The sequence below is a fragment of the Pantoea eucalypti genome, assembly GCF_009646115.1.
In the GTDB taxonomy this organism is placed as follows: Bacteria; Pseudomonadota; Gammaproteobacteria; order Enterobacterales; family Enterobacteriaceae; genus Pantoea; species Pantoea eucalypti.
This window is the reverse complement of record NZ_CP045720.1, coordinates 1,135,515-1,147,455: the sequence shown is the minus strand read 5'-3', so window position 1 is coordinate 1,147,455 and position 11,941 is coordinate 1,135,515. Positions and strand designations below refer to the sequence as shown.

Below are 11,941 nucleotides of genomic sequence, written 5' to 3'. Positions count from 1 at the left end.
CCTGGCAGGGTTCGCATTCTGTGAACCTGTGCAAAAAGCGCAGTTAAGTGCTTAAAAAGCGTACATAAGGTGGATAAAGCTGCATCCTTCCACGTTCAGCGCTGCTGCGCGGCAACAGGTATGACAGATGGGTTTCCTAAGGCCTCAGCCATCCCGCAATCTGCGCATGCTGTAGCAGCATAATGGTTTTACCGTCGCGAATACGGCCATCGGCCACCATCGCCAGCGCATCAGGGAAGCTCAGTTCCAGCACATCAATTGACTCATCCTCAACGCCACCGCCTGGGTTGTCGCGCAGTGATTCGTTGTATTCTGCCGCAAAAAAGTGGAGCAATTCCGTGACGCCGCCCGGCGACATATAGCAGGTAAAAATTTTCTCCACCTCACCGACTGCATATCCGGTCTCTTCAATCGCCTCTTTGCGGATGCAATCTTCCGGGGAGTCGTCGTCCAGCAAGCCCGCGCAGGCTTCAATTAACATGCCGCCGTCGTTGCCGTTGACGTACGTCGCAATGCGGAACTGGCGCGTCAGGACGACGCTGTTCTTTTCGCGGTTATAGAGCAGGATGGTCGCCCCGTTTCCGCGATCGTAGACTTCGCGTTTATGACGGATAACCTCGCCACGGCGATCGGTGATGTCATAGGTGTAGTTGCGCAGCACAAACCAGTTTTCAGACAGGAGCTTATTTTTGATGATGTTGATCTTAAACGACATGGAGACTCCGCTACCGCATAAAGGGAGTTATTCATCATAGGGCCAGGCTTGCCGGAAAACTATCCTAATTCGCATTGCCAGATAGGCGATTAGCGGCCAAAAAAAGCCAGCCCGAAGGCTGGCCCTGATTGATGCAGACCTGATCAGCGTGACGTATCGTCAGCCAGTCGGGTTGACTGAGGCTCATCCTCATGATGATCCTGTTCGGTCTGCGCGATAGCGTTAACACGCTTACGCACACCAAACCATCCCAGCACCAGCAGCACTGCAATCAGCGGAATAGAGGCAATGGTGTACGTCCCGTTCGGGTAGTCAAACGCCATCAGCACCAGCACGCTGAACAGGAACAGCAGCGTCAGCCATGAGGTGAACGGCGCACCTGGTAGCTTGAAACTGACATCATCTGCTTTGCCTTCTTTGATCGCCTGGCGCAGACGCAGCTGGCAGACCACGATAAAGGCCCAGGAGGAGATAATGCCCAGTGAGGCAACGTTCAGGACGATCTCAAATACCTGAGAAGGCACATAGTAGTTAAGCACTACACCAATGACATAAACGGCAATGGTGACGAGAATACCGGCATAAGGGACCTGCTGACCGTTCATCTTTGACATGAATTTCGGTGCAGAGCCACCCATCGACATGGAACGCAGAATACGCCCGGTTGAATAGAGGCCGGAGTTCAGGCTGGAGAGCGCTGCGCTCAGGACCACGATGTTCATGATGCTGCCAACGTAAGGCACGCCAAGTTTCGTGAAGAATGTCACGAATGGACTCTGGCCCGCCTGATAGGCATTCCATGGCAGCAGCAGCACCAGCAACACAACCGAACCGACATAGAACAGACCAATACGCCAGATCACACTATTGATCGCTTTCGGCAGCATGGTTTGCGGGTCTTTACATTCACCGGCCGCCGTACCGACCAGCTCAATTGAGGCAAAGGCGAATACGACGCCCTGAATCAGCACCAGCGCGGGCAGCAGGCCGTGCGGGAACAGGCCGCCGTTATCAGTAATCAGATGGAAACCGGTGCTGTTGCCATCCAGCGGCTTGCCGGTGCCAAGAAACACCACACCCACCACCAGGAAAATCACAATCGCCAGCACTTTCACCAGCGCAAACCAGAACTCCATCTCGGCAAACCACTTAACGCCAATCATGTTCATGGTGCCGACAATCGCCAGCGCGCCCAGTGCAAAGACCCATTGTGGCACATCACCAAACGCGCCCCAGTAGTGCATGTAGAGCGCGACGGCGGTGATATCGACGATACCGGTCATCGCCCAGTTGACGAAGTACATCCAGCCTGCAACGTAGGAGGCTTTCTCACCCAGGAATTCACGGGCATAAGAGACAAAGCTGCCACTGCTCGGGCGGTGTAACACCAGTTCGCCCAGCGCACGCAGAATGAAGAAGGAGAAGATGCCACACACCAGATAGATGAGGGCTAACGCGGGGCCAGCAGCCTGCAAGCGGCCACCTGCACCCAGGAACAAACCGGTGCCGATAGCACCGCCGATCGCAATCATCTGAACGTGACGGTTACCCATCGCTTTCTGGTAGCCAGCATCGTGAGAATTCAGCCAGCGCCGTTTCGCAGCGCGCATCTCACCTGGGGTTTTCTTTTTGGATTTCATAGCATTCCTGTTTGTCCGGACTATCAGTCGTCGTCTCCCCAATGCGGACGTAACGTCCTGCAAAATGGGGGATTTTCCTCTGTGCCTTTGCCCGTGAGTGAGTGCCGGGCAACGCGGGAATTTACGGCGATGAATCCTACCCGTTCTGCAAGAACGAAGCAAAATATACCGGGCAGATGCACAGGCTGATTTGTAAGAATCCATCATGATGCACAAAAACAAAAAAACCGGCCATTTTCAGGCCGGTAAAAGCTACAGGGATGGAAACAGGAGGGTTGGGTTAGCGATAAATCTCTGCGGTGCCGCTCCACAAGCTGGAATCGCCTGGATTATCGACACCGATAACACGGTAATGGCTGGCGCCCATCTCTTCCGCTTTTTGCGACAACTGACGATTTGCATCGTCCAGTGAGCCGCGAACGCCGGAAACAGACACACTGCCGATGCTCTGCATACCCAGCGCCTGTGACCGATCGACTGGCGCGGCGGCGAAGGTGGCAAATGAGGCGGTAGCCAGTAAAGCACCCGCCAGTACAGCACTCAGTTTTTTCATTGGATGCTCCTTGATCTGTGATCGGGATTGCGTTGCTAATGACTGAGTGAATTATTAGCGCTGCAATGAAAAGCAACATCGGCACGATGTAAACCTGTTCCCTTTTTAACCGTAAAATCGTAACGCATCCTGGGAAGTGTCAGTCGAGGTCATTTTATGTGCGACCTGTAATGTCCTGTGCGATAAACAGGGAAGGGATCATTTGCGTTGCGTGACTTCGCTCATATAATTCCCCCACTCAGAAGAGGGCCATTAATGTGATCGTTAAACGTTCAGTTACACAAAGCATCGCTCGGGCCCTCAGCGCCATTGTCCTGCTGTCGCTGCTCACCACCAGTCTGGCCTTAGTCACGCTACTCAGCAGTCAGCGCGACGCCGAGGCGATTAATCTGGCGGGTTCACTGCGCATGCAGAGCTATCGCATGGCCTGGGATGCCAGCCGTCAGCCGCAAAACCTGCCGCAACATTTCGCGCGCTATCAGCAAACGCTGGATGCGCCAGTGCTGCACAATCTTGATCGGCCCTGGGTACCGCGCGAAGTGGGCGTTCGCTACCAGCGACTGCGCGCCGCCTGGCCTCTCCTGCAACAGGCGTTGCAACGGGGTGATAGCGTGGCCTTGCAGCAGCAGGTGCCCATTTACGTCGGGGAAATTGATCGCTTTGTTCTGGGTCTGCAACGCTATACCGAATTAAAAATGCATCTGGTGGCCGCCAGCAGCCTGGTCGGTGTTATTGCGATTGTGGCGCTGGCGCTCATGACGATTCGCTTTACCCGACTGCATGTCGTGCGGCCACTGAATGCGCTGGTCAAGGCCAGCCGCTACGTCGAGAATGGCAACTTTGCTTTTCCGCCGTTGCACGTTGAGCAACAAAATGAGCTGCGGGTTCTGTCGCATGCCTTTAGCGGTATGGCGGCACGCCTGCATTCGCATTACGAGTTGCTGGAGAGTACGGTTCGCGCAAAGACGGAAGACTTAACTCAGGCGAATCGCACGCTGTCGCTACTCTATGACAGCTCACAAATGCTGACCGCCAGCCCACTGCATCCGGCGTTGTTTGAAGCGGTGCTGACCACGGTGCTGACGCGTGAAAAACTGACGGCAATCTGGCTCGAGAGCGACCAGTTTCAGTTCCGCGCCGGTGACGAAAAGGCTGCTGGTGAGTGGCAACGTCAGCCATTACAGCAGGATGAGCAGCAGATTGGCGAATTGCGCTGGCAGACATGTGGCGCTTCCCCACCGGATGAGCTGATGCGCAGTCTTGCGGCGATGCTGGGACGCGCAATCTGGATCTGGCAGGCACAGCAGCAGTATCAACAAATGCTGCTGATTGAAGAGCGAACGACGATTGCCCGGGAATTACATGACTCACTGGCGCAGTCACTCTCCTTTTTACGTATTCAGCTGACTCTGTTACGCCGCACCGTGGACAGGGATGACGGTGCCTCCCATGCGATTATCGCTGACTTCGATCAGGCGCTGGCTGATGCTTACCGGCAGTTGCGCGAACTGCTGACCACCTTCCGCCTGACCATTGAGCAGGCAGATCTGGTGGCGGCGATGCGGGCAATGATCGCCTCGTTGCAGGAAAAGAGCGGCGCAGAGATACATTTCAACTATCAGACCGGCCTGCAGAGTCTGGAGGCACAGCAGCAGGTGCATGTCTTGCAGATCGCCCGGGAGGCGTTGCTGAATGCGATCCATCATGCGAGTGCGCAGGTGATCAACGTGGACTATCAGCACAGCAATCAGGGTGAGCACTTACTTACGATAACGGATGACGGCGTGGGCATCGGCAGTACTGACGAACCTCCAGGCCATTACGGTCTGACGATTATGGCTGAACGTGCCCAGCGCCTTAATGGTAATCTGACCCTTCATGCACAGGATCAAGGGACACGGGTTGAACTGCGCTTTCCACCGCAACCGGCACGGCAGCTAACGTAATTTATCCTTCAAATAATTAAAACACGCTACTGGCTACAGATAGCCGGCTATTAAAGGCTGAACACAGGCATACCGGTGCGCGATACGTGTTGCCCCGCCGCAGTCTGAAACGATAAAACGGAGAAATTATGCAACAGCCCGCATTAACATTGATGATTGTGGATGATCACCCTCTGATGCGCCGCGGCGTTCGTCAGCTGCTGGCACTGGATCCCCGGCTGGACGTGATCGCCGAGGCTAACAATGGCACCGAAGCGCTGGCGGAAGCCCGCCGTCAGGAACCTGACATCATTCTGCTCGACCTCAATATGAAAGGCATGTCCGGGCTGGATACCCTAAAGGCGCTGCGCCACGAAGGTATCAGCTCGCGCATCCTGGTGCTGACCGTCTCCGATGCCCGCAGTGATATTTTTGCCATGGTGGATGCCGGTGCCGACGGCTATCTGCTCAAGGACAGCGAGCCAGAGATTCTGCTGGGACATATTCTGCAGGCATCGCGGGGCGAGAAAGTCTTTAGTGAGGGCGTTGCCAGTTATCTGGATAACCGTCAGCACAGCGCCGACCCTCTGCGTCTTCTCACTGACCGCGAGCGCGACGTGCTCCAGGAGGTGGCGCGTGGCCTGTCAAACAAAGAGATCGCTGCCATTCTGCATATCTCTGAAGAGACAGTGAAAGTGCATATCCGTAACCTTCTGCGTAAGCTGGATGTCCGTTCACGCGTTGCCGCCACGGTGATGTGGCTTGAAAGCCGCAAATAGCCAACGAATTTACATTTTCTCCTCAATTTCTCCACGATTTCCCTCGCTGCCGCACGTAAAGTGAAAGGCGGCGGAGAATCGTGTAAAGACCCTGCGACCTTTCTGCCTGTGCGCCCGTTGCCGGTGGGCCTGACCGATAATAATAAGTCCTGAGGAGTGTCGATTTAATGTCGAATTTCTTTATCGACCGCCCCATTTTTGCCTGGGTGCTGGCGATTCTGCTGTGCCTGTGTGGCACCCTTTCGATTATTTCGCTGCCTGTTGAGCAGTATCCCGATCTGGCTCCACCTAATGTGCGTATCACCGCTAACTATCCCGGCGCATCCGCCGAGACGCTGGAAAACACCGTGACTCAGGTGATCGAGCAGAACATGACCGGCATCGATAATCTGATGTACATGTCCTCGAACAGCAGCAACACCGGTCAGGCGCAAATCACCCTCACCTTTACTGCCGGGACCAATCCCGACGAAGCCCGCCAGCAGGTTCAGAACCAGTTGCAGTCCGCCCTGCGCAAATTGCCGCAGGCGGTGCAGTCGCAGGGCGTGACGGTCAACAAAACCGGTGACAGCAATATTCTGATGGTGGCCTTCGTCTCGACCGACGGCAGTATGGATAAGCAGGATATTTCAGACTATGTCGCCAGTAATATTCAGGACCCGCTGAGCCGTATTGATGGCGTTGGCCAGGTTGATGCTTATGGCTCGCAATATGCGATGCGCATCTGGCTCGATCCCAACAAACTGATCGCTTACGCGCTCACCACCGACGATGTCGTTAATGCAATCCAGTCGCAGAATACCCAGGTGGCTGTGGGTCAGGTCGGTGGCCTGCCGTCGGTGGAGAAACAGGCACTTAACGCCACGGTCAACGCCCAGTCGATGCTGCAGACCCCCGAGCAGTTCCGGGCCATTACCCTGAAGAACAATCCCGACGGTTCTGTGGTGACGCTGGGCGATGTCGCCACCGTGGCGCTGGGCGCAGAGAAGTATGATTATCTGAGCCGCTATAACGGCCAGCCTGCGTCAGGCCTGGGCGTGAAGCTCGCGTCCGGTGCCAATGAGATGAACACCGATAAGCTGGTACGGGCGCGTATAGAGGAACTCTCGCACTATTTCCCTCACGGCCTGGAAGCAAAAATTGCCTATGAAACCTCGCCGTTCGTCAAAGCATCAATTACCGATGTGGTGAAGACGCTGCTTGAAGCAATCGTGCTGGTATTTGGCGTGATGTATCTGTTTATGCAGAACTTCCGCGCCACCTTAATTCCCACCATTGCGGTGCCGGTAGTGCTGTTTGGCACCTTTAGCGTCCTTTATGCCTTTGGATTCAGCATCAATACCCTGACCATGTTTGCCATGGTGCTGGCGATAGGACTACTGGTGGATGATGCCATTGTGGTGGTGGAAAACGTTGAACGCATCATGCATGAAGAGGGACTTTCGCCGCGTGCTGCCACACGAAAATCGATGGGACAGATTCAGGGTGCACTGGTGGGTATCGCGCTGGTGCTCTCTGCGGTGTTTGTGCCAATGGCGTTTTTCGGCGGTACCGTTGGCGCCATTTATCGTCAGTTCTCAATCACCATTGTCTCGGCGATGGTGCTGTCAGTGCTGGTGGCGATGATCCTGACGCCAGCGCTCTGTGCCACACTGCTCAAACCCGCTGCGCAGGGCGAGGTGCACGAGCGTCGCGGCTTCTTCGGCTGGTTCAATCGCCACTTTAATCGTAACGCTGACCGCTATGAACGCGGCGTTGCGGGCATCCTGCGCACATGTGGTCGCTGGCTGCTGGTCTATGTCGCGATTATTGGCCTGATGGCGTTTCTGTTTCTGCGTCTGCCGACGTCGTTTCTGCCGCTGGAAGATCGCGGCGTATTCCTGACTCAGGTTCAGCTTCCGGCAGGTGCGACGCTTGAGCAAACGGCCAGCGTCGTTGCCAAAGTCGAAAATTATTATCTCACCAAGGAGAAGGCCAACGTACTGTCGGTTTTCTCCACTATCGGTGCCGGGCCGGGCGGCAATGGACAGAACGTCGCACGTCTGTTTGTCCGTCTGAAAGACTGGGAAGCGCGGCCCGGCGCCGATCGGACTTCGTTTGCGATTATCGATCGCGCGACCAAAGCGTTTCAGAAGATTAAAGAGGGCCGGGTTATTGCCAGCAGCCCACCCGCTATCACCGGCATGGGCAGCAGCTCTGGTTTTGACATGGAACTGCAGGATCACGCCGGTATCGGCCATACCCAACTGATGGCGATGCGCGACAAACTGCTGGAGATGGCCGGCAACGATAAGTCGCTGTCACGGGTACGGCACAATGGACTGGATGACAGTCCGCAGCTGCAGATCGATGTCGATGCCCGTAAAGCGCAGGCGCTGGGCGTGTCGCTGGATACCATCAACGACACGATGACCACGGCCTGGGGCTCAACCTATGTGAACGACTTTCTTGATCGCGGCCGGGTGAAAAAGGTCTATGTACAGGCCGCCGCCGAATTCCGCATGCTGCCGGACGACGTCAATAAGTGGTATGTGCGCAACAGCAGCGGCAAAATGGTCCCCTTCTCCGCGTTTGCCACCAGCCGCTGGGAGACCGGCTCACCCCGTCTTGAACGCTATAACGGTTATTCTTCACTGGAGATTGTCGGGGAAGCGGCTAATGGCGTCAGCAGCGGCACGGCAATGGACGAGATGGAAAAGCTGGTGAATGCCCTGCCGCTGGGCGTCGGGTTCCAGTGGACAGGTGCTTCTTATCAGGAGCGCCTCTCTGGCTCACAGGCACCGGCGCTGTATGCGATATCGTTGCTGGTTGTATTCCTCTGCCTGGCCGCACTGTATGAAAGCTGGTCAATTCCGTTCTCGGTGATGCTGGTGGTCCCACTGGGTGTCGTCGGCGCGTTGATTGCGACCTGGCTGCGCGGACTGGAGAATGATGTCTACTTCCAGGTGGGCCTGCTGACAGTCGTCGGGTTATCCGCCAAAAACGCCATCCTGATTGTGGAATTTGCTAATGAGATTAACAGTAAAGGACGCGAACTGGTGGAGTCCACGCTGGAGGCATCGCGTCAGCGTCTGCGACCGATTCTGATGACCTCGCTGGCCTTTATCTTTGGCGTGCTGCCGATGGCAATCAGCAGCGGCGCAGGCTCCGGCAGTCAGCACGCGGTAGGAACCGGTGTGATGGGTGGAATGATCTCCGCCACGCTGCTGGCGATCTTTTTTGTGCCGCTGTTCTTTGTGCTGGTTCGCCGTCGCTTCCCGCTGAAAGAGAAGCCACTCGACTGATCATTGAGGCAAATAAAAAGCGGCCACTGATGTCAGTGGCCGCCTTATTTCTGTGTGTGGTAAGAATTCCAGTCAGCAGGTTTACCCCGCCTTTACCTCAGCCTGTTACTTGTTGCGTAACATTGCTTCGATAAATTCTTTCCAGGTTCCCATTTCAGTGTCAATCATGATGCCCTCTCTTATTGTGCTGGCGATGTTACGCTCTTTTTTTAATCAGGTGAATACGGTTACACCTGTTTTATTTATCGGCAAGGCTGATAAAAACATGAATTCTGCCGGTTCTGGAAGCTGACGCACATTTCAGCAACTCCTTAACCCGATTGAAAATAATTTATTTTAAGCCCAGCGGTAGACTATTTTATCTGCATGGCGAAATTCCGAATAAAATAATGCTAAGCAGGGTAATGATTACCTGAGAAATTGATAGCGGTTACCCGAGGATAAACGGTGGCTTTCACGACACGATCGCGGGTCAGATTCCCGCGCCCCGGCAACTGCCGCAACGGATCACACTATGGTAAACTCGCGCTTTGGCTGCTTTTTTCAGCTTTTACTTCTCACAGGACAATAAGGATCGGGCAATGAGCACGCAGTGGGTGATGTTCGGGATTAAAAATTGCGACACCATAAAAAAAGCCCGGCGCTTTTTAACAGACGCAGGCGTTGAGTATCACTTTCACGATTACCGTGCCGATGGCCTGAGCGATGTCCTGCTGCAGGAATTTATCGATGCGCTGGGCTACGAAGCCCTGCTTAATACCCGCGGCACCACCTGGCGTAAACTGCCAGAGACCGACCGTGAAGGGGTTACCGATGCCAGCAGCGCCAAAGCGCTGATGCTGGCGCATCCCGCCATGATTAAGCGCCCGCTGTTACGCACCCCGGATGGCAGTTTGCTCGCCGGTTTCAGCGAAGCCACCTATCAGAATGCTATCCAGGAGAGGTCATAATATGTTTTGCCCGGTCATTGAGCTGACGCAGCAGCTTATTCGTCGCCCTTCCCTCAGCCCCGATGATGCCGGATGTCAGGCTCTGCTGATCGCCCGTCTTGAAGCTATTGGTTTTAAGATTGAAACGATGAACATCGACGACACCCTGAATTTCTGGGCCACCCGTGGCGAAGGTGAAACACTGGCGTTTGCCGGTCACACCGATGTGGTGCCGCCTGGCGATGCCAGTCGCTGGATCAACCCACCTTTTGAGCCCACCATACGCGATGGCATGCTGTATGGTCGTGGTGCGGCCGACATGAAAGGTTCACTGGCCGCCATGGTGGTAGCTGCCGAACGTTTTGTTGCAGCACGTCCCCATCACAGAGGGCGACTCGCCTTTATGATTACCTCTGATGAGGAGGCCAGCGGGACCAACGGCACGGTTAAAGTGGTTGAACGGCTGATGGCGCGCCGGGAACGGCTCGACTATTGCCTGGTCGGTGAGCCGTCCAGTACGGAAGTGGTCGGTGACGTGGTGAAAAATGGCCGTCGTGGATCAATCACTGCCAACCTGACGGTGCATGGTGTGCAGGGCCACGTCGCCTATCCGCACCTTGCGGATAATCCGGTCCACCGGGCAATGCCAGCACTGAATGAGCTGGTCGCCACGGAGTGGGATCAGGGGAATGAGTTCTTCCCGGCAACCAGCATGCAGATTGCCAATGTCCAGGCGGGCACCGGCAGCAACAACGTGATTCCTGGCGAGCTGTTTGTGCAGTTTAACTTCCGCTTCAGCACTGAACTCACTGATGAGCTGATTCGTCAGCGCGTCGAAGCATTGCTGGATCGTCACCAGCTGCGTTACACCATTGAGTGGAAACTTTCGGGTCAACCCTTCCTGACCACGCGCGGTAAGCTGGTTGATGCCGTCGTAAAAGCTGTCGCGCACTATAATGAAATTAAGCCGCAGCTGCTGACTACGGGTGGAACCTCTGATGGCCGGTTTATTGCCCGGATGGGGGCGCAGGTGGTTGAACTGGGACCGGTAAATGCCACCATTCATAAAATCAATGAGTGTGTGAAAGCTTCAGATCTGCAGATGCTGAGCCGGATGTACCAACGCATCATGGAACAACTGATCGCCTGATGGCGATGTTAAGGAGCAGCAAATGGAATTTATTAAAGATTACTGGTGGATCCTGGTGATCCTGCTGATGGTTGGCGTGCTGATGAACGTTTATAAAGATCTGAAACGCATCGATCACAAGAAGTTTATGGATAACAAACCAGACCTGCCGCCGCATCGTGATTTCAACGATAAATGGGATGACGACGATAACTGGCCGAAGAAGAAGTAAACGAAAATGCCCCTGCTCTGCAGGGGCATTTTTACATCAACGCGATAACGTCATCGTCACCGGGTTTTGCGCCGCTTAACGCCTCATCAAAGTAGCGTTTTGGCACCGTATAACGCAGATGATTCAGCGCCAGTTCCATACTGCGATGATCGATGGCATGCGCCAGATCGTCAACGATGTCCAGAGTGACGTCGCCCCCGCGGGCGGTCAGCCGCTGCTCCGCCTCCTGTGCATGGTGCAACGGGATCTGCTCATCATAATCACCGTGGATCAGATGAATCGTGGTGCGGGTACTGGCTTTCTCCGGCAGCGTGATAAACCTGCCATTGAACACCACCGCGCGGCCCGCCAGATCAGGATTCGCTTTGACGCCTTCCAGCACCATACTGCCACCCTGGGAAAAACCGACTAAGGCTGTCGCTTCCGCCCGCACGCCGCTCTTTTTTTGCCAGTGACGCACCGACTCGACAAACTGCGGCATCGCCGCATCAACCCGCTGCTGGATAGTCTGATCGTGCAGGTCAGTTTCGCCAAACCACTGACGAACCGCGCCAGGCGAGCCAACGGACACCACCAGCGCGTCGGGGAAGGTTTTCGCAAACCAGTGACCAATCTCACCCATTGAATCAGGGGTATCGCCAACGCCATGGTAGAGCAGAAACAGCTGTGCTGTGGTAGCAGGCTGTTGAACGATTACATATTTCAGTGTCATGTTGTTGACCTCCTGTGTTCACTCTACGCCGCGTAGCAAAAAA

10 protein-coding genes are annotated in these 11,941 nt (G+C 55.1%); 6 read left to right on the top strand and 4 right to left on the bottom strand.

The window, feature by feature from the left end; genetic code table 11:
• Window positions 1-136 precede the first annotated feature (136 nt).
• The 3 genes from nudK to EE896_RS05345 all read right to left on the bottom strand — a co-directional run bounded on the left by nudK (window position 137) and on the right by EE896_RS05345 (window position 2,908).
• Window positions 137-715, bottom strand: coding sequence for a GDP-mannose pyrophosphatase NudK (gene nudK, locus EE896_RS05355; protein ID WP_140915660.1), 579 nt, complete (start codon window positions 713-715; stop codon window positions 137-139).
• A gap of 143 nt (window positions 716-858) precedes the next feature.
• A complete protein-coding gene (ansP, locus tag EE896_RS05350) occupies window positions 859-2,355 on the bottom strand; it encodes an L-asparagine permease (RefSeq protein ID WP_140915659.1) in 1,497 nt (498 codons plus the stop codon).
• 280 nt (window positions 2,356-2,635) lie between these two features.
• Window positions 2,636-2,908: a YdgH/BhsA/McbA family protein gene (locus tag EE896_RS05345; protein WP_078804647.1), complete on the bottom strand. Its 273-nt coding sequence runs from the start codon at window positions 2,906-2,908 to the stop codon at window positions 2,636-2,638.
• 257 nt (window positions 2,909-3,165) lie between these two features.
• Here EE896_RS05345 and narQ point away from each other — a divergent pair, with 257 nt between their 5' ends.
• The 6 genes from narQ to EE896_RS05315 all read left to right on the top strand — a co-directional run bounded on the left by narQ (window position 3,166) and on the right by EE896_RS05315 (window position 11,186).
• Window positions 3,166-4,854, top strand: a complete 1,689-nt coding sequence (narQ, locus tag EE896_RS05340; protein ID WP_140915658.1) for a nitrate/nitrite two-component system sensor histidine kinase NarQ — start codon at window positions 3,166-3,168, stop codon at window positions 4,852-4,854.
• Window positions 4,855-4,982: 128 nt separating this feature from the next.
• A complete protein-coding gene (locus tag EE896_RS05335) occupies window positions 4,983-5,612 on the top strand; it encodes a response regulator (protein WP_003848809.1) in 630 nt (209 codons plus the stop codon).
• A gap of 167 nt (window positions 5,613-5,779) precedes the next feature.
• Complete coding sequence (gene acrD / locus EE896_RS05330) at window positions 5,780-8,896, top strand: multidrug efflux RND transporter permease AcrD (protein ID WP_140915657.1); 3,117 nt, start codon at window positions 5,780-5,782, stop codon at window positions 8,894-8,896.
• A gap of 581 nt (window positions 8,897-9,477) precedes the next feature.
• Complete coding sequence (locus EE896_RS05325; protein ID WP_008926544.1) at window positions 9,478-9,846, top strand: ArsC family reductase; 369 nt, start codon at window positions 9,478-9,480, stop codon at window positions 9,844-9,846.
• Window position 9,847: 1 nt separating this feature from the next.
• Window positions 9,848-10,975: a succinyl-diaminopimelate desuccinylase gene (dapE, locus tag EE896_RS05320; RefSeq protein ID WP_140915656.1), complete on the top strand. Its 1,128-nt coding sequence runs from the start codon at window positions 9,848-9,850 to the stop codon at window positions 10,973-10,975.
• Between the two features lie 22 nt (window positions 10,976-10,997).
• Window positions 10,998-11,186, top strand: a complete 189-nt coding sequence (locus tag EE896_RS05315) for a YpfN family protein (RefSeq protein WP_003848800.1) — start codon at window positions 10,998-11,000, stop codon at window positions 11,184-11,186.
• A gap of 31 nt (window positions 11,187-11,217) precedes the next feature.
• Here EE896_RS05315 and ypfH read toward each other — a convergent pair whose 3' ends face one another.
• Window positions 11,218-11,898 carry an esterase gene (gene ypfH / locus EE896_RS05310; RefSeq protein WP_140915655.1) on the bottom strand — a complete coding sequence of 227 codons (681 nt, stop codon included), beginning with the start codon at window positions 11,896-11,898 and terminating at the stop codon, window positions 11,218-11,220.
• Window positions 11,899-11,941: the final 43 nt, after the last annotated feature.